The following is a 21,976-nucleotide window of genomic DNA, read 5'->3' as shown; positions in this document are numbered from 1 at the left end:
GAGAGCCAACGATGTCTGGGAAGCTGGAAAAAGTCCTGATCGCCAACCGCGGGGAAATTGCCCTGCGGATCCTGCGTGCCTGCAAAGAGCTGGGCATCAAGACCGTCGCCGTGCACTCCACGGCTGACCGCGAACTGATGCACCTGGGCCTGGCAGACGAGTCGGTCTGCATTGGTCCTGCTTCGTCCAAGGATTCGTACCTGCACATCCCGGCGATCATCGCCGCGGCTGAAGTGACCGGCGCCACTGCCATTCACCCGGGTTACGGCTTCCTGGCGGAAAACGCCGACTTCGCCGAGCAGGTAGAGAAGTCCGGGTTCGCCTTCATCGGCCCGAAAGCCGACACCATTCGCCTGATGGGCGACAAGGTTTCGGCCAAGGACGCGATGATCAAGTCGGGCGTACCGACCGTGCCGGGTTCCGATGGCCCGCTGCCGGAAGACGAAGAAGTCGCCCTGGCAATTGCCCGTGACGTCGGCTACCCGGTGATCATCAAGGCCGCCGGTGGCGGTGGTGGTCGCGGCATGCGTGTGGTGCACAAGGAAGAGGACCTGATTTCCTCGGCCAAGCTCACCCGTACCGAAGCCGGTGCAGCCTTCGGCAACCCGATGGTCTACCTGGAGAAGTTCCTGACCAACCCACGCCACGTGGAAGTACAGGTACTGTCCGACGGCCAGGGCAACGCCATCCACCTCGGCGACCGTGACTGCTCGCTGCAGCGCCGTCACCAGAAGGTGCTGGAAGAAGCGCCGGCCCCAGGCATCGACGAGAAGGCCCGCCAGGAAGTCTTCAAGCGTTGCGTCGATGCGTGCATCGAAATCGGCTATCGCGGTGCGGGTACCTTCGAGTTCCTGTACGAGAACGGCAGCTTCTACTTCATCGAGATGAACACCCGCGTACAGGTTGAGCATCCGGTGTCGGAGATGGTCACTGGCATCGACATCGTCAAGGAGATGCTGAGCATCGCCGCTGGCAACAAGCTGTCGTTCCGCCAGGAAGACGTGGTGATCCGCGGCCACTCGCTGGAGTGCCGAATCAACGCCGAAGACCCGCGCAAGTTCATCCCGAGCCCAGGCAAGGTCAAGCACTTCCACGCCCCGGGTGGCAACGGCGTGCGCGTCGATTCGCACCTGTACAGCGGTTATTCGGTACCGCCGAACTACGACTCGCTGATCGGCAAGCTGATCACCTACGGCAAGGACCGCGACGAAGCCATGGCGCGCATGCGCAATGCCCTGGACGAGATCGTCGTCGACGGCATCAAGACCAACATCCCGCTGCACCGCGACCTGGTGCGTGATGAAGGTTTCTGCAAAGGCGGCGTCAACATCCACTACCTCGAGCACAAACTGGCCAACCAGGAGTGATCGCGTTAGCGTGATGCATGAAAACCCCGGCCCAGTGCCGGGGTTTTTCTTTTAGGCACCACTCGCCCCCCACTGGAGCGGGCTTGCCCGCAAAGAAGGCGACACGGTCCACCTACCCTCCTCTACAAACCCCCCGCACTCGCGTAAACTGCCTGCCTTCGCGCAGCCTTGGGCTGCCCCTGTCGATTTACCAAAGGTGCCCGCCATGCCCTGGCTGCAAGTACGCCTGGCCATCAGCCCGGAACAAGCCGAAACCTACGAAGACGCCCTGCTCGAAGTCGGCGCCGTCTCGGTCACGTTCATGGATGCCGAAGATCAACCGATCTTCGAACCCGACCTCAACACCACCCCGCTGTGGTCGCACACCCACCTGCTGGCACTTTTCGAAGCCGATGCCGTGCCTGAGGCCGTGTTCGCCCACCTGCAACTGCTGACCGGTGCCGAGCTGCCCGAGCACCAGGCCGAAGTGATCGAGGACCAGGACTGGGAACGCAGCTGGATGGACGGTTTCAAGCCGATGCGCTTCGGCCGCCGCCTGTGGATCGTGCCAAGCTGGCACGATGCGCCGGAGAAGGACGCAGTCAACTTGTTGCTCGACCCGGGCCTGGCCTTCGGCACCGGCACCCACCCAACCACCGCGCTGTGCCTGGAATGGCTCGACGGCCAACAGCTCGAAGGCACCCAGGTGCTGGACTTCGGCTGCGGCTCGGGCATCCTCGCCATTGCCGCGCTGCTGCTGGGCGCCCGTGAAGCCGTCGGTACCGACATCGACGTGCAGGCCATCGAAGCCTCGCGTGACAATGCCCAGCGCAACGGCATCGCCGACCAGAAGCTGGCGTTGTACCTGCCCGAAGCCATGCCGGCCATGCAGGCCGACGTGCTGGTCGCCAACATCCTCGCAGGCCCGCTGGTCTCGCTGGCACCGCAATTGTCCGGCCTGGTCCGCCCCGGCGGCCTGCTGGCCCTTTCGGGCATCCTTGCCGAACAAGGTGAGGAAGTGGCCGCAGCCTACGCCGCCGACTTCGAGCTGGACCCGATCGTCGTGCGCGACGGCTGGGTACGCATCAGTGGTCGCCGCCGCTAAGCGGGCCTAGAATATTTCCCTGCACAGCTCCCGGATCGCCGCATGACCGACAGTTTCGTCACTCAGTGCCCGCATTGCCAGACCAGCTTTCGCGTCACCCACCACCAGTTGAGCGTGGCGCGTGGCGTGGTGCGCTGCGGCCACTGCCTGCAGGTGTTCAATGCGGCGAAGCAGCTGCTGGAGCAAAACCGCGCCGGCAACGCGCCTGTGGTGCCGCCGATTCCGCAGGTGGTGCCCATCACCGCGCCTGAGCCACCGGTCAGTGAGCCTGCAGCCGTCGAGCCACAAGACTGGGCGGCCACGGCACAGGCCCTGGACGAACTCGACCTGGACCAGGAACTGGCCCGCCTCGAACGCCGCGGCAAGCCTGACGAACCACGCCCCGCCGCACCTGCCGATGCACTGCAGGCGCGGCGTGACGAGCCCGCTGCCGATCACCATGGCGACGAGCTGTTCGGCAACGCGACCGACGATCGCCATGAGCCGCTGGACGCCGTGGAGCCCGCTCCGGTGCTGCTGGAACAGGAACCGCTGGAGCTGGAATCGGCCCCAGGTGACCGTACCGAGCCAACGCTGGGTGGCAATCTGGACCTGGACTTCGATGATGGGCCTGCCGCGCCTCGGGCAGCTCATGACGATGACGCGGACGACTACCACGAGCCATTGCCGGCGGATGACGAGCTCATCCACGAAAAAGGCCTGAGCGCCCGTGATGACGACGAAATGGACATCCACCTGTCGGCGCGTGACGACGACCCTGCCGAACCGCTGCCCGGCGAACGCCTGGAGCCTGGCTTCGCAGCCAGGCCCGAGCGCCCGTCCCGCAAGGAGCCGCTGGTCAATGTGGTCGACGACCCGCTGCAGCTGGGCTGGGAAAAACCCAAGCCGAACTGGGGCAAGCGCCTGCTGTGGGGCGTGCTCACCCTGCTGGCCGCCGGTCTGCTGGCATTCCAGTACGTGTGGTTCCATTTCGACGAAATGGCCCGCCAGGACCAGTACCGCCCCCTGTTCCAGCAGCTGTGCCCGATGCTGGGCTGCGAAGTACCGACCCGCGTCGACATCGGCCGGATCAAGAGCAGCAACCTGGTGGTCCGCAGCCACCCGGACTTCAAGGGCGCACTGATCGTCGATGCGATCATCTACAACCGCGCACCGTTCGCCCAGCCGTTCCCGCTGCTGGAGCTGCGCTTTGCCGACCTCAATGGCCAACTGATCGCCAGCCGTCGGTTCAAGCCCAGCGAGTACCTCTCCGGCGAGCTGGCAGGCCGCGGCGAAATGCCCAGCCAAACGCCCATCCACATTGCCCTGGACATCCTCGACCCGGGGCCCAAGGCCGTGAACTACAGCCTCAGCTTCCGCTCCCCCGAGTGATCGGGCGTGGCTGGCCGCCGTGTTTTCGGCGCCAGCCTGCTGTCGCTAACCGTCGGGCATAAGGCCGCAGCTGTTCAGATTTTATCCAAATCCATCTTTATCCGGTCACCGAGAGCGGGTATTATGCCAACCCTTTTTCGAACTCCAATGATTCGGCCCCACAACAGGGAACACCTATGTCGGCGGTACGCATCGGCCCATACACACTACGCAACAACCTGATCCTCGCGCCCATGGCCGGGGTCACGGACCAGCCTTTCCGAACACTTTGCCAGCGCCTGGGCGCAGGCATGGTCGTGTCGGAGATGGTCAGCAGCGACATGAGCCTGTGGAACAGCCGCAAGTCGAGCCTGCGCCGCATCCACGAAGGTGATCCCGAGCCACGCTCGGTACAGATCGCCGGTGGCGATGCGCAGATGATGGCGGCGGCGGCCCGAGCCAACGTCGAAGCGGGTGCCCAGATCATCGATATCAACATGGGCTGCCCGGCAAAAAAAGTCTGCAACAAAGCTGCAGGCTCTGCTTTATTGAGAGATGAAGCATTGGTCCACGAGATCCTCCACGCCGTCGTCGGCGCGGTGGACGTCCCGGTGACCCTGAAGATCCGCACCGGCTGGGACCGGGCGAACAAGAACGGCCTGAACGTGGCGAAGATCGCCGAGCAGGCTGGCATCCAGGCGCTGGCGGTGCATGGCCGCACACGCGCCGACCTGTACACCGGCGTTGCCGAATACGACACCATCGCTGCCATCAAGCAGGCGGTGTCCATCCCGGTTTTTGCCAACGGCGATATCACTTCGCCAGAAAAGGCCCGGGCGGTGCTGGACGCCACTGGTGTCGACGGCCTGCTGATTGGCCGGGCTGCCCAAGGGCGGCCATGGATCTTTCGCGAGATCGAGCATTTTTTAGGGACTGGCCAGCATTTGCCGGCCCCGCAGTTGGACGAAGTGGAACGTATCCTGCTGGAGCACCTGGCTGCGCTGCACGCCTTTTATGGCGATGTGATGGGCGTACGTATCGCCCGCAAGCACGTTGGCTGGTACCTGGCAACACGACCCGGCGGCAAGGAGTTTCGCGCCCGGTTCAACGCTTTGGAAGACACACAAGCGCAGTGCGCCAACGTTCGCGGGTATTTCAGCGAACGTCGACAGAGCCTTGAGACAGAGGACGGACAAGGGGTGGCCGCATGACGATGATGACTGAGACATTAGTGAGTGGAACAACGCCCGTGAGCGACAACGCCAACCTCAAACAGCACCTCAACACGCCGAGCGAAGAGGGCCAGACCCTTCGCGACAGCGTCGAGAAGGCGCTGCACAACTACTTCGCACACCTGGAAGGCGCTACCGTCACTGACGTGTACAACCTGGTGCTCTCCGAAGTCGAGGCGCCCCTGCTCGAATGCGTGATGAATTACGTCAAGGGCAACCAGACCAAGGCCAGCGAGATGCTCGGGCTCAACCGAGGCACCCTGCGCAAGAAGCTCAAGCAGTACGACTTGCTGTAAGCCAGAATCCCAATCAGAAAAGGCGGCTCCCTGAACAGAGGCGCCTTTTTTGCTGACTCCACCGCGTTATTGGAATCCGAAATGACCGACCAGACTACCCGCCTGCCAGTCCGCCGCGCCCTGATCAGCGTCTCCGACAAGACCGGTATCCTCGAATTCGCTCGTGAGCTGCAACAGCTCGGTGTCGAGATCCTGTCCACCGGCGGCACCTACAAGCTGCTCAAGGACAACGGCGTGAACGCGGTGGAAGTGGCCGACTACACTGGCTTCGCCGAAATGATGGATGGCCGGGTCAAGACCCTGCACCCGAAGATCCACGGTGGCATCCTCGGCCGTCGCGGTACCGACGACGCCATCATGAACGAGCACGGCATCAAGCCGATCGACCTGGTCGCCGTCAACCTGTACCCGTTCGAAGCCACCATCGCCAAGCCTGGCTGCGACCTGCCGACCGCCATCGAGAACATCGACATCGGTGGCCCGACCATGGTCCGTTCGGCCGCCAAGAACCACAAGGATGTGGCCATCGTGGTCAACGCCAGCGATTACGCCAGCGTCCTCGAAGGCCTCAAGGCCGGCGGCCTGACCTATGCCATGCGTTTCGACCTGATGCTCAAGGCGTTCGAGCACACCGCCGCCTACGACGGCATGATCGCCAACTACATGGGCACCATCGACCAGGCCAAAGAAACCCTGTCGACTTCCGAGCGCAGCGAGTTCCCGCGCACCTTCAACAGCCAGTTCGTCAAGGCCCAGGAAATGCGCTACGGCGAGAACCCGCACCAGAGCGCGGCGTTCTACGTGGAAGCCAACAAAGGCGAAGCCAGCATCTCCACCGCCGTGCAGCTGCAGGGCAAGGAACTGTCGTTCAACAACGTGGCCGACACCGACGCCGCGCTGGAGTGCGTGAAGAGCTTCGTCAAGCCGGCCTGCGTCATCGTCAAGCACGCCAACCCATGCGGCGTGGCCGTGGTGCCAGAAGACGAAGGCGGCATCCGCCAGGCTTACGAGCTGGCCTACGCCACCGACACCGAGTCGGCTTTCGGCGGCATCATCGCCTTCAACCGCGAGCTGGATGGCGAAACCGCCAAGGCCATCGTCGAGCGCCAGTTCGTCGAAGTGATCATCGCCCCGAAAATCTCCCAGGCTGCCCGCGACGTGGTGGCGGCCAAACAGAACGTGCGCCTGCTGGAATGCGGCGAGTGGCCAGCCGAACGGGCTGCCGGTTGGGACTTCAAGCGCGTCAACGGCGGCCTGCTGGTGCAGAGCCGTGATATCGGCATGATCACCGCCGACGACCTGAAAATCGTCACCAAGCGTGCGCCGACCGAGCAGGAAATCCACGACCTGGTGTTTGCCTGGAAAGTGGCCAAGTTCGTCAAGTCCAACGCCATCGTCTACGCCAAGCAGCGCCAGACCATCGGTGTCGGCGCCGGCCAGATGAGCCGCGTCAACTCCGCCCGCATTGCTGCCATCAAGGCCGAGCATGCTGGCCTGCAGGTGCAGGGTGCGGTCATGGCATCGGACGCGTTCTTCCCGTTCCGTGATGGCATCGACAATGCAGCTAAAGTGGGTATCAGCGCCGTGATCCAACCGGGTGGTTCGATGCGTGATGCTGAAGTCATTGCTGCTGCCGACGAAGCCGGTATCGCGATGGTATTCACCGGCATGCGCCACTTCCGCCACTGATTTACGGCAATCGGCCGCACTGAAGCAGGCATCTGCTGCGTAGGGGCCGGTTCCGCTGAAGCTCATTGCCAGAAGGCAACTCCGCTCATCGGAACCGGCCCCACCTTGCATCTACCTGCTTCAGTGCGACCTCGTACAGCGTGAGGTTTTGCCTTGCGTCCGAAAGAATTCGAGGTTTTGACATGAAAGTTTTGATCATCGGCAGCGGCGGCCGTGAGCACGCCCTGGCCTGGAAAGTCGCCCAGGACCCTCGCGTCGAGAAAGTCTTCGTAGCCCCGGGCAACGCCGGCACCGCCATTGAAGCCAAGTGCGAGAACGTCGCCATCGACGTCACCGCCCTGGAGCAACTGGCCGACTTCGCCGAGAAAAACGTCGACCTGACCATCGTCGGCCCCGAGGCGCCGCTGGTCATCGGCGTGGTCGATCTGTTCCGCAGCCGTGGCCTGGACTGCTTTGGCCCAACCAAGGGTGCGGCCCAGCTGGAAGGCTCCAAGGCGTTCACCAAGGACTTCCTGGCACGTCACAAGATCCCGACCGCCGACTACCAGAACTTCACCGAGATCGAGCCGGCGTTGGCCTACCTGCAGGAAAAAGGCGCGCCAATCGTGATCAAGGCCGATGGCCTGGCAGCAGGTAAAGGCGTGATCGTCGCCATGACCCTGCAGGAAGCCGAAGACGCCGTGCGTGACATGCTCGCCGGCAACGCCTTCGGCGAAGCCGGTTCGCGCGTGGTGATCGAAGAGTTCCTCGACGGCGAAGAAGCCAGCTTCATCGTCATGGTCGATGGCCACAACGTGCTGCCAATGGCCACCAGCCAGGACCACAAGCGTGTCGGCGACCAGGATAGCGGCCCGAACACCGGCGGCATGGGCGCTTACTCCCCTGCCCCAGTGGTCACCCCGGATGTGCACCAGCGCGTGATGGACCAGGTAATCTGGCCGACTGTGCGCGGCATGGCCGAGGAAGGCAACGTCTACACCGGCTTCCTGTATGCCGGCCTGATGATCGACAAGGCGGGCAACCCCAAGGTCATCGAGTTCAACTGCCGCTTCGGCGACCCGGAAACCCAGCCAGTCATGCTGCGTCTGGAGTCGAGCCTGGTGCTGCTGATCGAAGCCGCGTTCGCCAAGGCCCTGGACAAGGTCGAAGCGCAATGGGACCCGCGCCCGAGCCTGGGCGTGGTACTGGCTGCCGGCGGTTACCCGGGCGACTACGCCAAGGGCGACGCGATCAGCGGCCTGGACGCTGCAGCCAAGATCGAAGGCAAGGTGTTCCATGCCGGCACTTCGCTCAAGGACGGCCAAGTGGTGACCAACGGCGGCCGCGTGCTTTGCGCCACTGCCATGGGCAGCACCGTTGCCGACGCGCAGCAGCAGGCTTACCGCCTGGCCAAGGAAGTCAGCTGGAACGGTAGCTTCTACCGCACCGACATCGGCTACCGGGCCATTGCCCGCGAGCGCGGTGAACACCAGCAGTAACCTTTACCGAATGCGCGCAGCTGCTTGCGTCTGCGCCATTCGGCTCGTCGACAGGGCCCCAGCGGGGCCTTGCCTTCGACTTGGCGCGCCGCGCATAGTTAGTACACGGCACATCGGCTAAGAAGGGATCTCGTAGTGCGTCGGCTTCGGATTGCCACAGCTTTGATCGTCAGCTTGCTGACATTGCTCTGCCTGCTCCCGGCCTCGGCCGATCAAGGCGGAGGCTGGTCGGTTTTGCTCGATGAACAGGCCAACCTGCAATTGAGCGACGTGCGTTCCGATCGCTACCGCAGCCAGTTCAGCCCGACCGCCCTCGGCGACCTCGATGCCGCCCCGGCAGAACAGGCCCTGTGGTTGCACTATCGCCTGGAACCGGGCGACCAGGAGCAGCTGCTGCGGGTGTTCGCCCCCGACCTTTCGCACCTGGACCTCTACGCACTCGACGGCGACAAACTGTTGCGCCAGCTGCACCACGGGCGCCAGGCCGGCAACAACGGCAGCCCGACCCTGCGCGGCAGCGACCATGTATTGCCCCTGCCCAACAGCCCGCAAGCGCTGGACATCTACCTGCGCCTGGTTTCCGAGCACCAGCTGCGTCCGGCCATCAGCCTGGAGCCCGCGGCCGTAGCGGCCTCGAATCATAGCCAGCCGTTGCTGTTCGGCATGTTGTTCGGCGGCCTGGTGATGCTCATCCTGCACAACCTGATCCGCTTTCTGTACACCCGCTCCACCACCACCCTGATTCTCGCGCTGTACCACGGCCTGATGCTGCTCAGCGGCCTCATCCTGCTCAACCTCAGCGGGCCCTGGTGGCACCTGTGGCACAGCGCGCAAACCCCGGCTGCCTACCTGACCCTGGTGCTGGCGGGCATGGCCGGGCTGTATTTCACCCAGCACTTCTTCGCGCCCTGTAATTCCGCGCAGCTCAACCGCCTGCTGCAGGGCGAAATACTGGTGGCGGCCGTCAGCGGGCTGATCCTGCTGTTCGTCGACACCTTGCCGCTCAACTTGATGACCTACGCCCTGCTGGCCCTGGGCAGCGTGAGCATGCTGCTGGTCAGCAGCTACCACTGGTACAAGGGCTATGCACCCGCACGCCTGTTCAGCCTGGCCATGGTGGTGTTCAACCTTGGCGGCCTGGTGCTGCTGCCGGCGCTGCTCGGCCTGACGCGCACCTCGACGCCGTGGTTGCTGTGCATCTTGCTCGGCCTGGCGGTGGCCAGCGGCCTGCTGCTCAACCTGGCGGTCAGCGAACGCCTGCGGCGGATGAACGAAGAGCGCTTCAGCGCCAGCCGCGCACTGGCCGCCAGCGACGCGGAAATCAACGCCAAGGCCGAGTTCCTAGCGAAGATCAGCCACGAAATCCGTACGCCCATGAACGGTGTGCTGGGCATGACCGAGTTGCTGTTGGGTACACCGCTGTCGGTCAAGCAGCGCGACTACGTGCAGACCATCCACAGCGCCGGCAACGAACTGCTCACGCTGATCAATGAAATCCTCGACATCTCCAAGCTCGAATCGCGGCAGATCGAACTGGACGATGTGCAATTCGACCTCAACGCCCTGATCGAAGACTGCCTGAACATCTTCCGCGCCAAGGCCGAACAGCAGAACATCGAGCTGATCAGCTTCACCCAGCCGCAAGTGCCACGGGTGATCAGTGGCGACCCGACACGCCTGCGCCAGGCCCTCTCCAGCCTGCTGGAAAACGCCCTGAAGAACACCGACCAGGGCGAGATCCTGCTGGTGGTGGCGCTGGACCAGCGCGGCGAAATCCCGCGCCTGCGCATCGCCGTGCAAGACAGCGGTGAGCCGCTGCCTGCCGCCGAGCGCGACGCGTTGCTGCAGGCCGAGCTGCACAGCCACCAGTTCCTTTCCAGCAACAAGCTCGGCGGCCACCTTGGGCTGATCATCGCCAAGCAGCTGATTGGCCTGATGCAGGGCGAGTTCGGCATCAAGAGCAGCACCAGCATGGGCAACACCCTGTGGCTGACCCTGCCGCTCGACCCGTCGCGCCTGGAGCAACCACCGGCCGACCTCGACGGCCCGTTGCGCGATGCCCGGGTACTGGTGGTGGATGACAACGACACCTGCCGCAAGGTGCTGGTACAACAGTGCAGCGCCTGGGGCATGAACGTGAGTGCGGTACCGTCCGGCAAGGAGGCCCTGGCCCTGCTGCGCACCAAGGCGCACCTGCGCGATTACTTCGATGCGGTGCTGCTGGACCAGAACATGCCGGGCATGACCGGTATGCAGCTGGCGGCAAAGATCAAGGAAGACCCCAGCCTGAACCACGACATCCTGGTGGTGATGCTGACCGGTATCAGCAATGCACCAAGCAAGGTCATCGCGCGCAATGCCGGGGTCAAGCGCATCTTGGCCAAGCCAGTCGCCGGCTACACGCTGAAGACCACCCTGGCCGAAGAGCTGGCCCAGCGCGGCCGCGAACAGACTGTACCGGCGCCGTTGCCGGGCACCCCACCGGCGCACGAACTACCCGGTAACTTCCGCGTGCTGGTGGCCGAGGACAACAGTATCTCGACCAAGGTGATCCGCGGCATGCTCGGCAAGCTCAACCTCGAGCCGGACACCGCCAGCAACGGCGAAGAAGCGCTGCAGGCGATGAAGGCCCAGCGCTATGACCTGGTGCTGATGGACTGCGAGATGCCGGTGCTCGACGGTTTCTCCGCCACCCAACAACTGCGCACCTGGGAAATCGCCAACCAGCGCCAGCGTACGCCAGTGGTCGCACTGACCGCGCACATTCTGGCCGAACACAAGGAGCGCGCGCGCCTGGCCGGCATGGACGGGCACATGGCCAAGCCGGTGGAGCTGTCGCAATTGCGCGAGTTGATCCAGTATTGGGCGAACCAGCGCGAAGCCAAGAGCGACCCGCTGCACACCTCGTAGCCGATAGCGCAGCACAAGGACCCACCTCATGCTCCATGAGTTGTTCAGTGTCTACCTGAAGATGCTGGTGCTCTACAGCCCGTTCTTCGTGCTGTCGTGCTTCATCAGCCTGACCCGTGGCCACTCCAGCAAGGAGCGCAAGCAGCTGGCCTGGAAAGTCGCCTTTGCCGCATTGATCGCCAGCGTGCTGCTGTACCTGTTCGGGCGGGCGATTTTCGGCATTTTCGGCATCACCGCCGATGCCTTTCGCATCGGCGCCGGCAGCGTGCTGTTCATCTCCGCCCTGGGGATGGCCCAGGGCAAGCCGGCGGTGCAGGCCGACAACGTGCAGCAGGACGTGACCATCGTACCGCTGACCATCCCGCTGACCGTCGGCCCCGGCACCATCGGCGCCTTGCTGGTGATGGGCGTGAGCCAGCCGCACTGGGACGACAAGCTGCTGGCCATTGTCAGCATCGCGCTGGCCAGCTTCACCGTGGGGCTGGTGCTGTACTTGTCGCACGGGATCGAACGCATGCTTGGCGAGCAAGGCTTGCAGATCGTCAGCCGGCTGATGGGGTTGTTCGTCTGCGCCCTGGCGGCGCAGATCATCTTTACCGGGATCAGGGGCTACCTGGTCGGCTAGCCCCGTGTCTCATGGCGCAACCGGGTACCAGCGCGGGGTGTAGACCCATTGCCCACCCTCGGCACGGGCGAATGTGCAGGTGGTGGACGAACCGACCAGGACCATGGTGCGCATGTCGACCATGTCCGGCGTCAGCTCGCCAAGGGTGACGACACGCAGTGTCTGCCCAGGCCTGCCGATATCGCGCCCCAGCACTACCGGTGTTGCCCCGGCGCGATGCTGGCGCACGATGTCCAGCGCGCGGCCCAGCTGCCAAGGGCGCGAGCGCGAAATCGGGTTGTAGAAGGCCAGCACCAGGTCGGCCTGGGATGCCAGGTCCAGCCGATGCTCGATGGTCGCCCAAGGCTTGAGGTTGTCGGAAAGCGACATCACGCAGAAGTCATGCCCCAACGGTGCCCCCGCTTGCGCCGCTGTGGCCAGCGAGGCCGAGACACCAGGCAGGATCTGCAGATCGACCCGATGCCAGGCGGGGTCGCTGGAAGCATGCAGTGCTTCGAGCACCGCCGAGGCCATGGCGAACACCCCTGGGTCACCCGACGATACCACCACCACCGAACGCCCTTGTGCAGCCAGCTCGAAAGCATGCCGAGCGCGCTGCATCTCTTCGCGGTTGTCGGTGCAATGTTGCACCTGGTCGTCGCGGAACGGCCCGGCCATGCGCACGTAGGTTTCGTAGCCGAGGATGTCCTCGGCACGCGCCAACTCGGCCTTGACCGCCGGCACCATCAGTTCGGCGGCGCCAGGGCCGAGGCCGATGACGGCCAGGCGACCGCGCCGGCGGCCCAGTTGGTGGACTTCGACAGGCGCCGATGCCACCGCAATGACCAGGCCCGCCTGCTCGACCAAACGCGCATCAGGCAGCGCTTGGGCGGCCATGCTGGCAAGGGTGCTTTCTTTTGCAGCAAAACGCAGTGCCACACCCAGCACCTTGGCCGCTTCCTGCAAGGAAGGTTCAGCCATGGCCTGTTCGGCAGCCAGCAGGCAGGCCAGCGACTGTTCGGCGATGCCCGTTGCACGCAGGGCGCCGCTGACGCGCTCAACCAGATCAGGGCCGCCCGCGTCCACCGCGACCACCACCGAACGGGGGTGGATCAACAGCTCGTCACGGCTGGCCGGGCGGGCATCGCAACCGACATGAATGGTGCGCCGGGCAGCTTCACTGGCCGGAAGTTGCGCCTGCGCCAGCCAAGGGGCATCGCCTTCGATGCGCACGGCCTCCCCCGCCAGCAGGTCGGAGACGAAGCGCTTGCCCTGCTCGATATCCGCCAGGGCATAGCCTTGCGGCGGGTTCAGCAGGCAGGTGCCGAAACGCAGTTCACCACTGGTGGTGATCGCTGCCGCCACGCCCAGCGCCTCGCCGAGTTCGCGGGCCATGACATTGACGCCGCTGAGCCCCCCGAGCAACGGCACTACCGCGCTAGCGTCCTCGGCCACCACCAGCACCGGCGGTTCAGCGCCTTTCTCGCTGAGCAGGCTGGCCAGGCTGCGGATGACGATGCCTGCCGCACACAAGGCGATGATTGGCGTGTCTTGCTGGTACAGCGCGCGCAGCGTATCGCCGAATGCGTCGTAAAACTGGTCGGCCTGCTCGACCCGGCCGGCCAGGCCATGGATCGTCGCCTGGGGATAACGCTGCTGAATACGCTGCGCAGTCGCCAGGCTGCCTGCGCTGAGCACGAGGATTGCCGGTGCCTTGTGCATGCTCATCCCTGCCATTTTTCACCCGGTACGATGATCAGCGAGAAGTACGGCGACGACTGCGGGTCGACCGCGTCCAGCGCGACGATCTTCTGGTTCGCCATGGTCGCCCGCTCGACGTACAGCGCACGCCCGTCCAGGCCCAGCTCACACAGCACCTGACGCACCTTGGGGAAGTTGCGGCCAAGCTTCATGATCACCGCCGCATCGGCGTCGGCCAGGCGACGCTTGAGCTCTTCGGCCGGCAGCACGCCCGACAGTACCGACAGGCTCTGGTTGCGGTACACCAGCGGTGCGCCCAGCACCGAGGCGCCGCCGAGCATCGAGCAGACACCCGGAATCACCTGCGCGTCATAGCGCTGCGCCAGGCGGTCATGCAGGTACATGTAGGAGCCGTAGAAGAACGGGTCACCCTCGCAGATCACCGCCACATCGCGGCCGGCGTCCAGGTGTTCGGCCACTTGCACACTGGCTTCGTCGTAAAAGTCACTGATCACCTGCTCGTACGACAAAGGTGCCGGCAGGGCTTCGGTGGTCACCGGGTACACCAGCGGCAGCAGCGTTTGCGCGGGTTGCAGGTGCGCCTCGATGATGCCGAAGGCATTGCCACGCTTGCCCTTGGCCACGAAGTAGGCGACCACCGGGGCCTCGCGCAGCAAGCGCAGGGCCTTGAGGGTGATCAGCTCAGGGTCGCCAGGGCCCACACCCAGGCCCAGCAGGCGTCCGCGCGGGGTCATCATTCCACCTCCGTGGCGAGGGCGTTGACGGCGGCGGCAGCCATTGCGCTGCCGCCCAGGCGGCCCTGCATGATTACGAACGGCACGCCTCGGCTGTCGGCAGCGAGCATGGCCTTGGACTCTGCGGCGCCGACGAAACCGACCGGGAAGCCAAGGATCAGCGCAGGCTTTGGCGCGCCTGCATCGATCATTTCCAGCAGGTAGAACAGCGCAGTCGGGGCGTTGCCGATGACCACCACGCTGCCTTCCAGGTGCGGCCGCCACAGTTCCAGAGCCACCGCCGAGCGGGTGTTGCCGGCATCCTTGGCCAGGCCTGGGACGCTCGGGTCACGCAGCGTGCAGATCACCGGGTTATTGGCCGGCAGGCGTGCCCGGGTAATGCCTTCGGCGACCATGTGCGCGTCGCACAGGATCGGCGCACCGTTGGCCAGGGCTTCGCGCCCGGCACGGCCGGCGCCTTCGGAGAACTGCAGGCCGTCGATGGCCTCGACCATGCCGCAGGCATGGATCACACGCACGGCCAGCTTCTCCAGGTCGGCGGGGATCCGCTCGAGCCGGGCTTCCTCACGGATGATCCGGAAGGAATTGCGATAGATCTCCTGACCATCGCGGATGTAATCAATCATCAAGGTGCTCCGTCGGCAGGGCGAGCATGGCGCCTGCTTCGTTCAAGGTGAGGTCGGCGGCGCGCAGGGCACCCAGGCCCGGCAGGCGCGCGTCACGCAAATAGAGGTCATAGCGGCCCGGTGAGCGGGCCAGCAGGGTGGCCGGGGCGACATGGGCCACGGCGCAGGATCGGGGGCAGCCAGACAGGTGCACGCTGGCAGGGGCGCCAGCAGGCAACAGGGCTGCCAGGGTCACGGCATCGGCCTTGGTTTCGCCGTGCGCCTTGGCGCAGCCGCTGCTGCCGGTGCAGGCAACCAGGCGGGCCAAGGGCTCATCACTGTGGCAAAGCAGGCCCAGGGCCGACAACGCTCGTTGCGCCTGGGCAATGCTGGCGCGGGCGATGTTGGGCAGCAGCAGGCTTTGCCAAGGGGTCAGGCGCAGGCTGCCATCACCGTGCTCACGGGCCACTTGCGCGGCGCCACGGAGCATGTCGGCGGTCAGCCTGCCAAGCGGCGGGGCGATGCCCAGCGCCATGCCTTGCTGCTGCACCACTGCGCCCAGCCATGAGCGGTTGCCGGCTTCGCGTCGCCAACCGAGGACGGCTGCGTCGCGGCGAATATCCAGCCCAAGCCCATCGATGAAACCGTGCACCGGGCAGCCTTCAAGCAATTGGCGCATGCGAGCCTGGTCCGGGCTGGCCAGGTCGAGGAAGCGCTCCAGCACCGCACGCACCAGCGCCAGCCCCTGTTCCAGCGGCACCGCGCCCAGTACCTGGCCATCGCCCGGGCAGCCGGCCAGGCCAAACGCCAGCCAGGTGCGCTGCTCCAGGCGCAAGGCCGACAGCCACAGGTCGTGGGGGTGTTCGAGCATCGCCAGGCCTTCGCCGCCGTCCAGCTGCACGGCGAACTTGGCCGACAGTTGGTGAAAGCGCGGAGTGCCTTGCAGCAGGTCGAGAATCTGTGCGGCCAATGGCCGCACATCCAGCACCATCGCCGGGTCATGGCCAGCCAGTGGGCTGAGCATCAGGTTGCGCACATCGTCGCTGGCGGCCTCGCGCGGGCCCAAGCCGGCAGCCAGCAGGCTCTCGATCAGGCCGCGGTGATCGTCGCCAACGCCGCGGACCTGCAGGTTGCCGCGGTTGGTCGCCTCGATCACGCCGGTGGCGAAACGCTCGGCAGCGCCGGCCACCGCATCGGCCTGGCCGGCCAGCAGCAGGCCGCCGGGCAACTTGACTCTGCAGATGCCGCCATCGCGGGCACTGACGATGCGCCACAACCCCGGGCAAGCCGAGGGACGGGGCGATACGGTGGGTGTTTGGACCTGCTTCAATGGGGCGTCCGGCAATCGCTGAAAATGCGCTTGAGTGTAGAAGGCGCGGTATTATGCCTGCTTTGGTCGGCGGCATGAAAAGCCGGTGGTCGAGCATCACAGGCGATTGAGCAGAAATTCATTACCGCGTCGCCCTTTTCGCGGGTACACCCGCTCCCCAGGTGCATCACAGCCCTCAAATACGGCACTGTACCTGTGGGAGCCGGCTTGCCTGCGCAGGGGGCGCGAAGCGGCTTCAAAAATGGCGGATCAGAAACACATGACACCCTGGCTGACAGTAGTAGGCATCGGCGAAGACGGCTTCAGCGGGCTGGGCAAGCAAGCCCGGCGCGCCCTGCTCGGTGCCTCGCGGATCATCGGCAGCCCCCGCCAGCTGGCCCTGCTGCCGCGCTGCATACGCGCCGCCCGCCAGGATTGGCCGAGCCCGTTTTCCCTCGCCCCGGTACTGGCCCTGCGCGGTGAACCGGTGTGCGTGCTGGCCAGCGGTGACCCGATGTTCTACGGCGTCGGCGCCAGCCTGGCGCGGCAAGTGCCGGCCGAAGAAATGCAGGTGCTGTCGATGCCGTCTTCCTGCGCCTTGGCCGCCGCCCGCCTGGGTTGGCCGCTGCAGGACGTGCAGGTGGTGTCGGTGGTCGCACGGCCCATCGCGGCGCTCAACGCCCACCTGAACAGCGGCCTGCGCCTGCTGGTGCTGAGCAACGATGGCGACAGCCCGGCCGCCATCGCCGCCCTGCTGTGCGAGCGTGGTTTCGGGCCCAGCCGCCTGCAGGTGTTCGAGCACCTCGGTGGGGCGACTGAACGCCAACTGGCGGGTACGGCCGATGACTGGCCCCACACGGGCATTGCCGCGCTGAACCTGGTAGCCATCGAATGCCAGGCCACTGCAGCTGCCCCCCGGCTTGCGCGCACCGCCGGCCTGCCGGATGACGCCTTCCGCCACGACGGCCAGCTGACCAAACGTGACGTACGCGCCATTACCCTGGCGCGCCTGGCCCCTCAGCCAGGCGAGTTGCTGTGGGACGTGGGCGCGGGCTGTGGTTCGATCGGCATCGAATGGATGCGCGCGCACCCGGCCTGCCGAACGCTGGCGATCGAAGCCGACGAAGGCCGCCAAGGTTTCATCGAGTACAACCGCGATGCGCTGGGCGTCCCCGGCCTGCAACTGGTTCGCGGCAAGGCGCCGCAGGCGCTGGCCGAACTGGAGCGCCCGGACGCCATCTTCATCGGCGGCGGCGTTACCCGCGAAGGCGTGCTGCCGCTGTGCTGGGAGCGTCTGCGCCCCGGCGGGCGGTTAGTGGCCAATGCGGTGACCCTGCAAAGCGAGCTGGCCCTGGCGCATTTTCGCGAGCAGCATGGCGGCGAACTAACCCGCATCCATGTTGCCCAGGCCCAGCCCTTGGGCGCCTTCGACACGTGGCGCCAGGCGTTGCCGATCACCCTGCTCGACGTGGTGAAACCCCGCGATGCGTGAAGAAACCCGCGAACAACCTGCGCCGCTGCGCAGCGGCCTGACCACCGGCAGCTGCGCCACCGCCACCAGCCTGGCCGCCGCACGCCTGCTGCTCACCGGCCTGTGCGACGACGCCGTGAGCATTACCTTGCCCAAGGGCAAAGTGGTGCAGATGCGCCTGGAGTTCTGCCGCCGCGAGGGCGAGCGCGCCGAAGCCGGCACGCTCAAGGATGCCGGCGACGACCCGGATGTCACCCACGGCGCACTGCTCTACAGCCAGGTGCGCTTGCTCGATGAGCCGGGCGTACGCTTTGTCGCAGGCCAGGGCGTCGGCACCGTTACCCGCCCTGGGCTGGTGCTCGCGGTTGGCGAACCAGCAATCAACCCGGTGCCGCGGCGCATGATCAGCGAACACCTGCAGCAACTGGCCGAAGACTGCGATTACCGGGGTGGCTTCGAGGTCACGGTGAATGTGCAGGGCGGCGAGGCATTGGCACTGAAGACCATGAACCCGCGCCTGGGCATCCTCGGCGGGCTGTCGATTCTTGGCACCAGCGGCATCGTCCGGCCCTTCTCCTGCGCGGCTTACATCGCGTCGATCCACCAGGGCATCGACGTGGCCCACACCAACGGCTACACACATATCGCCGCCTGTACCGGCAATGCCAGCGAAGACACCATGCGCCGGGTCTATGGCCTGCCGGAAATCGCCCTGATCGAGATGGGCGACTTCGTCGGCGCGGTGCTCAAGCACCTGCGCAAGGTGCCAGTACCCCGCCTGACCCTGTGCGGTGGCTTCGGCAAGATCAGCAAACTGGCCGCTGGGCACATGGACCTGCACAGCCGCCATTCGAGCATCGACCTGCCGCAACTGGCCGGCTGGGCCGCAGACATCGGCGCCGATGCCGACCTGCAGGCGGCGATCATGGCGGCCAACACCAGCCAGCAAGCCTTGGCCCTGGCGCACGCTGCCGGTATCGCGTTAGGCGACGCGGTCTGCGCCCATGCCCTGGCCTTCGCCCGCAGCGTGGTACCGACGCACGTGCAGGTGGAAGTGTTCGCCATCGACCGCCAGGGCGGTATCGTCGGCAAGGCAGGTGTGCAATGAGCCGGCGCATTCTGTTGCTGGGCGGCGTTACCGAGGCCCTGGCCATCGCCCGCCAGCTCGGGCCCGAGCATGTCTATAGCCTGGCGGGTATCGGGCGCATACCGCAGGACCTGGCCTGCCAGGTGCGGGTGGGCGGATATGGCGGTGCCGAAGGCCTGGCCGGCTACCTGCGCAAAGCAGGCATCACGCTGCTGATCGACGCCACCCACCCCTATGCCGCTCAAATCAGCCGCAATGCCGCCACCGCCGCACGGGCTGTCGGCATACCTTGCTGGGCCCTGCGCCGCCCGGCCTGGCAGCCACAGCCGGGTGACGACTGGCGCGAGGTCGAGGATTGGGCGGGCCTGATAGAAGCGCTCAAGCCGTTCCGGCGGCCATTGTTCACCCTCGGCCGTGAGCCGCTGCAACACCTTGACGGCATTCCGCCGGAGCAGTTCTGGACCCTACGGGCGCTGGAGGCCTGCCCTGGCAATGCTCGCTGTGAAGTGATCGGTGCACGCGGACCGTTTCATCTCGAAGATGAACGAGCATTGTTTGCCCGGCGCAACATCGATGTGCTGGTCAGCAAGAACAGCGGTAGCGTGGCGACCGAGCCCAAGCTTGAAGTGGCGCGGGAGCGCGGGGTGCCGGTGCTTGTGCTGAAACGGCCGACACTCCCGGAAGTTGACCACACATTCACTCAAGCCCGTTTTTTGCTAGCCGCCATTGGGCACTGACTGCTCATCCGACGAAATGTATATCCCGTTGACATATACACAGACGGACTTAAACTCCCAGTCACAGTTTGCCGCTTCCTAGGAGGCCGTTATGGAGCAAGGTGCTGTCTTCAAAAGCAACCGCAGCCAGGCCATCCGCTTGCCGAAATCCGTCGCTCTACCCGATGAAGTGACCCGAGTGGACATCGTTGCAGTGGGGCGAACCCGCATCATCACACCCGCCGGAGAGTCATGGGATAACTGGTTTGACGGTGACGATGCGAGCTCTGATTTCATGGCCAGCCGCGACCAACCTGCCGAACAGGAACGCGAAGGGTTTTAATGCTCAGATACATGCTCGACACAAATATCTGCATCTTCACGATAAAGAACAAACCACAGGTAATCCGTGAAGCGTTCAACCGCCACTATGGCCAGCTGGCAATCAGCACCGTCACGCTGATGGAACTGATCTATGGCGCAGAGAAATCCGCTACTCCGGAACGCAATCTCTCGATAGTGGAGGGCTTCTCTGCACGTCTTGAAGTCCTCGACTACGACGACCATGCGGCAGAACACACCGGACAGCTTCGTGCAGAATTGGCAAAGGCAGGCACACCTATCGGGCCTTTCGACCAGCTGATTGCCGGGCATGCCCGGGCGCGAGGCCTCATACTGGTAACCAATAACCTCCGTGAGTTCATACGCGTTCCTGGTTTACGGGTTGAGGATTGGCTTATCAAACCTGCGCAGCAACCGTAATCCTTCCGTACGTCCTACAATAACCATCGATCATTCCCGCCGGTAAATCCAGATACATCCATGTGGCCATTGGCCTGTTGGCAGCCTTAAACTCAAGCCCCTCCCTTGGAAGGCGTCACCCATATGGAAATGCAATGGTGGATCTGGCTGGTGTTCGGCATCGCGCTGACCCTGCTCGAGCTGGTCCTGCCCACGTTCTTCATCATCTGGTTCGGCATCGGTGCCGTGCTGGTCTCGCTCATTTCGCTCGCGGCCCCCAGCCTGCAACTGGATATGCAGGTATTGCTGTGGGTGCTGTTCTCATCCGTCACCACCGCCCTGTGGTTCAAGCTGTTCCGGCGCAAGCAGCCAGATGTGCGCTGGACCGCCGATAGCGTGATCGGCGAAGTCGGGCTGCTGATCAGCAGCGTTTCGCAATTCCAGAAAGGCCGCGTGCGCTTCCAGAAGCCGATCCTCGGCAACGAGGAATGGGTCTGCGTGGCCGACAGCGACATCCCCTCCGGCGAGCGCGTGCGCCTCGTCGCCATCGAAGGCAACACCGCCCGGGTCATTCGGGCCTGACTCTGTACGTAAAAGGAATTTAGCACCATGACCAGCCTCATCGTCGTCGGCACCCTGGCCGTCTTTGTCCTGATCACCGTATTCAAAGGGGTGCGCATCGTGCCGCAGGGCGAGGAGTGGATCGTCGAGCGCCTGGGGCGCTACCACAGCACCCTCAAGCCCGGCCTGAACATCGTCATCCCGTACATGGACGTGGTCGCCTACCGCCTGCCGACCAAGGACATCATCCTCGACGTGCAGGAGCAGGAAATCATCACCCGCGACAACGCGGTGATCGTCGCCAATGCCCTGTGTTTCGCCAAGGTCGTCGACCCGCAGAAAGCCTCCTACGGTGTGCAGAACTTCTCGTTCGCCGTCACCAGCCTGACCATGACCTCGCTGCGCGCCATCGTCGGTGCCATGGACCTGGACGAAGCGCTGTCGAGCCGTGAGCAGATCAAGGCACGCTTGCGTGAAGCGATGTCCGAGCAGACCGAAGACTGGGGCGTGACCGTGCGCTCGGTGGAGATCCAGGACATCAAGCCGTCCGAAAACATGCAGCTGGCCATGGAGCGCCAGGCGGCCGCCGAGCGTGAGCGTAAAGCCGACGTGACCCGCGCCGAAGGTGCCAAGCAGGCGGCTATCCTCGAAGCCGAAGCCCGCCTGCAATCGGCCAAGCTCGATGCCGAGGCGCAAATCAACCTGGCGGAGGCATCGGCACGGGCGATTTCGCTGGTCAAGGAAGCGGTGGGCAACGAGACGGTGCCGGCCATGTACCTGCTCGGTGAGCGCTATGTCGGCGCCATGGAAAGCCTGGCCAGCAGCAACAATGCCAAAGTGGTGGTCCTGCCGGCAGACCTGCAGGAGACCGTTCGTGGCCTGATGGGCCGTAACAAGGCTTGAGACAGCCGGGGCCGCATCGCGGCCCCTGCCCCCACTCCGCCTGCGTCACTTCACCGCACCCCGCCTTTTTTACCTATACTCCGCCTTACAATAGCCACCACGATTCCTGACCGGATC

Annotated in this window: 20 protein-coding genes; 16 read left to right on the top strand and 4 right to left on the bottom strand. The window is 64.8% G+C overall.

From position 1 onward, the window contains the following. The first annotated feature begins 11 nt into the window (after positions 1–11). From accC to ACIPIJ_RS19945, 9 genes are all read left to right on the top strand, one after another. Positions 12–1,367, top strand: coding sequence for an acetyl-CoA carboxylase biotin carboxylase subunit (accC, locus tag ACIPIJ_RS19985; protein WP_346614743.1), 1,356 nt, complete (start codon positions 12–14; stop codon positions 1,365–1,367). A 205-nt stretch (positions 1,368–1,572) separates the two neighbouring features. Further along, complete coding sequence (gene prmA / locus ACIPIJ_RS19980) at positions 1,573–2,451, top strand: 50S ribosomal protein L11 methyltransferase (protein WP_401079780.1); 879 nt, start codon at positions 1,573–1,575, stop codon at positions 2,449–2,451. A 42-nt stretch (positions 2,452–2,493) separates the two neighbouring features. After that, positions 2,494–3,822 (top strand): DUF3426 domain-containing protein, encoded by a 1,329-nt coding sequence (locus ACIPIJ_RS19975; RefSeq protein WP_401079778.1) that lies wholly within the window; start codon positions 2,494–2,496, stop codon positions 3,820–3,822. A gap of 176 nt (positions 3,823–3,998) precedes the next feature. Further along, positions 3,999–5,012 carry a tRNA dihydrouridine synthase DusB gene (dusB, locus tag ACIPIJ_RS19970; protein WP_401079776.1) on the top strand — a complete coding sequence of 338 codons (1,014 nt, stop codon included), beginning with the start codon at positions 3,999–4,001 and terminating at the stop codon, positions 5,010–5,012. Further along, positions 5,009–5,329, top strand: coding sequence for a DNA-binding transcriptional regulator Fis (gene fis / locus ACIPIJ_RS19965; RefSeq protein WP_011535876.1), 321 nt, complete (start codon positions 5,009–5,011; stop codon positions 5,327–5,329). The genes dusB and fis overlap by 4 nt, the downstream gene beginning before the upstream one ends. A gap of 81 nt (positions 5,330–5,410) precedes the next feature. Continuing rightward, positions 5,411–7,018: a bifunctional phosphoribosylaminoimidazolecarboxamide formyltransferase/IMP cyclohydrolase gene (purH, locus tag ACIPIJ_RS19960; protein WP_401079774.1), complete on the top strand. Its 1,608-nt coding sequence runs from the start codon at positions 5,411–5,413 to the stop codon at positions 7,016–7,018. Positions 7,019–7,200: 182 nt separating this feature from the next. Next, on the top strand, positions 7,201–8,496 hold the full coding sequence (gene purD / locus ACIPIJ_RS19955; RefSeq protein ID WP_401079772.1) for a phosphoribosylamine--glycine ligase: 1,296 nt from the start codon (positions 7,201–7,203) through the stop codon (positions 8,494–8,496). A gap of 135 nt (positions 8,497–8,631) precedes the next feature. Beyond that, complete coding sequence (locus ACIPIJ_RS19950; RefSeq protein WP_401079770.1) at positions 8,632–11,406, top strand: response regulator; 2,775 nt, start codon at positions 8,632–8,634, stop codon at positions 11,404–11,406. 28 nt (positions 11,407–11,434) lie between these two features. Then, positions 11,435–12,031 (top strand): MarC family protein, encoded by a 597-nt coding sequence (locus ACIPIJ_RS19945; protein WP_401079768.1) that lies wholly within the window; start codon positions 11,435–11,437, stop codon positions 12,029–12,031. A gap of 9 nt (positions 12,032–12,040) precedes the next feature. Here ACIPIJ_RS19945 and cobJ read toward each other — a convergent pair whose 3' ends face one another. The 4 genes from cobJ to cobG are packed head-to-tail and all read right to left on the bottom strand — an operon-like array spanning position 12,041 to position 16,416. Further along, positions 12,041–13,732, bottom strand: a complete 1,692-nt coding sequence (cobJ, locus tag ACIPIJ_RS19940) for a precorrin-3B C(17)-methyltransferase (RefSeq protein ID WP_401079766.1) — start codon at positions 13,730–13,732, stop codon at positions 12,041–12,043. A gap of 2 nt (positions 13,733–13,734) precedes the next feature. Next, positions 13,735–14,469, bottom strand: a complete 735-nt coding sequence (locus ACIPIJ_RS19935; protein WP_401079764.1) for a precorrin-2 C(20)-methyltransferase — start codon at positions 14,467–14,469, stop codon at positions 13,735–13,737. Continuing rightward, complete coding sequence (locus ACIPIJ_RS19930) at positions 14,466–15,092, bottom strand: precorrin-8X methylmutase (RefSeq protein WP_152956940.1); 627 nt, start codon at positions 15,090–15,092, stop codon at positions 14,466–14,468. The genes ACIPIJ_RS19935 and ACIPIJ_RS19930 overlap by 4 nt, the downstream gene beginning before the upstream one ends. Next, positions 15,085–16,416, bottom strand: a complete 1,332-nt coding sequence (cobG, locus tag ACIPIJ_RS19925) for a precorrin-3B synthase (protein ID WP_401079763.1) — start codon at positions 16,414–16,416, stop codon at positions 15,085–15,087. The genes ACIPIJ_RS19930 and cobG overlap by 8 nt, the downstream gene beginning before the upstream one ends. Before the next feature lie 244 nt (positions 16,417–16,660). Between cobG and cbiE the strand changes: the two genes are divergently transcribed. The 7 genes from cbiE (at position 16,661) to ACIPIJ_RS19890 (ending at position 21,859) form a co-directional block, all read left to right on the top strand. After that, positions 16,661–17,872, top strand: coding sequence for a precorrin-6y C5,15-methyltransferase (decarboxylating) subunit CbiE (gene cbiE / locus ACIPIJ_RS19920; RefSeq protein WP_401079761.1), 1,212 nt, complete (start codon positions 16,661–16,663; stop codon positions 17,870–17,872). Next, positions 17,865–18,959 (top strand): cobalt-precorrin-5B (C(1))-methyltransferase, encoded by a 1,095-nt coding sequence (locus tag ACIPIJ_RS19915; RefSeq protein ID WP_401079759.1) that lies wholly within the window; start codon positions 17,865–17,867, stop codon positions 18,957–18,959. Before cbiE ends, ACIPIJ_RS19915 begins: the two co-directional genes overlap by 8 nt. Beyond that, positions 18,956–19,675, top strand: coding sequence for a cobalt-precorrin-6A reductase (locus ACIPIJ_RS19910; RefSeq protein ID WP_401079757.1), 720 nt, complete (start codon positions 18,956–18,958; stop codon positions 19,673–19,675). The genes ACIPIJ_RS19915 and ACIPIJ_RS19910 overlap by 4 nt, the downstream gene beginning before the upstream one ends. Positions 19,676–19,766: 91 nt before the next feature. Further along, positions 19,767–19,997 (top strand): type II toxin-antitoxin system VapB family antitoxin, encoded by a 231-nt coding sequence (vapB, locus tag ACIPIJ_RS19905; RefSeq protein ID WP_401079755.1) that lies wholly within the window; start codon positions 19,767–19,769, stop codon positions 19,995–19,997. After that, the gene (gene vapC, locus ACIPIJ_RS19900) at positions 19,997–20,416 is read left to right on the top strand and encodes a tRNA(fMet)-specific endonuclease VapC (protein WP_401079754.1); all 420 of its coding nucleotides are present in this window, start codon (positions 19,997–19,999) and stop codon (positions 20,414–20,416) included. Before vapB ends, vapC begins: the two co-directional genes overlap by 1 nt. Positions 20,417–20,539: 123 nt before the next feature. Further along, positions 20,540–20,977 (top strand): NfeD family protein, encoded by a 438-nt coding sequence (locus ACIPIJ_RS19895; protein WP_401079867.1) that lies wholly within the window; start codon positions 20,540–20,542, stop codon positions 20,975–20,977. 27 nt (positions 20,978–21,004) lie between these two features. Continuing rightward, positions 21,005–21,859, top strand: a complete 855-nt coding sequence (locus ACIPIJ_RS19890; protein WP_401079752.1) for an SPFH domain-containing protein — start codon at positions 21,005–21,007, stop codon at positions 21,857–21,859. Positions 21,860–21,976: the final 117 nt, after the last annotated feature.

Origin of the sequence: Pseudomonas sp. NPDC087185 (genome assembly GCF_044744955.1) — a bacterium.
GTDB lineage: Bacteria > Pseudomonadota > Gammaproteobacteria > Pseudomonadales > Pseudomonadaceae > Aquipseudomonas.
Note: the sequence above shows the minus strand (reverse complement) of the source record. Positions and strands in the feature narration are given on the sequence as shown.

Excerpts from the sequence above, each read along its gene's own strand:
- accC (WP_346614743.1), top strand. The coding sequence starts at position 12 with ATGTCTGGGAAGCTGGAAAAAGTCCTGATCGCCAACCGCGGGGAAATT.
- prmA (WP_401079780.1), top strand. The coding sequence starts at position 1,573 with ATGCCCTGGCTGCAAGTACGCCTGGCCATCAGCCCGGAACAAGCCGAA.
- ACIPIJ_RS19975 (WP_401079778.1), top strand. The coding sequence starts at position 2,494 with ATGACCGACAGTTTCGTCACTCAGTGCCCGCATTGCCAGACCAGCTTT.
- dusB (WP_401079776.1), top strand. The coding sequence starts at position 3,999 with ATGTCGGCGGTACGCATCGGCCCATACACACTACGCAACAACCTGATC.
- fis (WP_011535876.1), top strand. The coding sequence starts at position 5,009 with ATGACGATGATGACTGAGACATTAGTGAGTGGAACAACGCCCGTGAGC.
- purH (WP_401079774.1), top strand. The coding sequence starts at position 5,411 with ATGACCGACCAGACTACCCGCCTGCCAGTCCGCCGCGCCCTGATCAGC.
- purD (WP_401079772.1), top strand. The coding sequence starts at position 7,201 with ATGAAAGTTTTGATCATCGGCAGCGGCGGCCGTGAGCACGCCCTGGCC.
- ACIPIJ_RS19945 (WP_401079768.1), top strand. The coding sequence starts at position 11,435 with ATGCTCCATGAGTTGTTCAGTGTCTACCTGAAGATGCTGGTGCTCTAC.
- cobJ (WP_401079766.1), bottom strand. The coding sequence starts at position 13,732 with ATGCACAAGGCACCGGCAATCCTCGTGCTCAGCGCAGGCAGCCTGGCG.
- ACIPIJ_RS19935 (WP_401079764.1), bottom strand. The coding sequence starts at position 14,469 with ATGATGACCCCGCGCGGACGCCTGCTGGGCCTGGGTGTGGGCCCTGGC.
- ACIPIJ_RS19930 (WP_152956940.1), bottom strand. The coding sequence starts at position 15,092 with ATGATTGATTACATCCGCGATGGTCAGGAGATCTATCGCAATTCCTTC.
- cbiE (WP_401079761.1), top strand. The coding sequence starts at position 16,661 with ATGACACCCTGGCTGACAGTAGTAGGCATCGGCGAAGACGGCTTCAGC.
- ACIPIJ_RS19915 (WP_401079759.1), top strand. The coding sequence starts at position 17,865 with ATGCGTGAAGAAACCCGCGAACAACCTGCGCCGCTGCGCAGCGGCCTG.
- ACIPIJ_RS19910 (WP_401079757.1), top strand. The coding sequence starts at position 18,956 with ATGAGCCGGCGCATTCTGTTGCTGGGCGGCGTTACCGAGGCCCTGGCC.
- vapB (WP_401079755.1), top strand. The coding sequence starts at position 19,767 with ATGGAGCAAGGTGCTGTCTTCAAAAGCAACCGCAGCCAGGCCATCCGC.
- vapC (WP_401079754.1), top strand. The coding sequence starts at position 19,997 with ATGCTCAGATACATGCTCGACACAAATATCTGCATCTTCACGATAAAG.
- ACIPIJ_RS19895 (WP_401079867.1), top strand. The coding sequence starts at position 20,540 with ATGGAAATGCAATGGTGGATCTGGCTGGTGTTCGGCATCGCGCTGACC.
- ACIPIJ_RS19890 (WP_401079752.1), top strand. The coding sequence starts at position 21,005 with ATGACCAGCCTCATCGTCGTCGGCACCCTGGCCGTCTTTGTCCTGATC.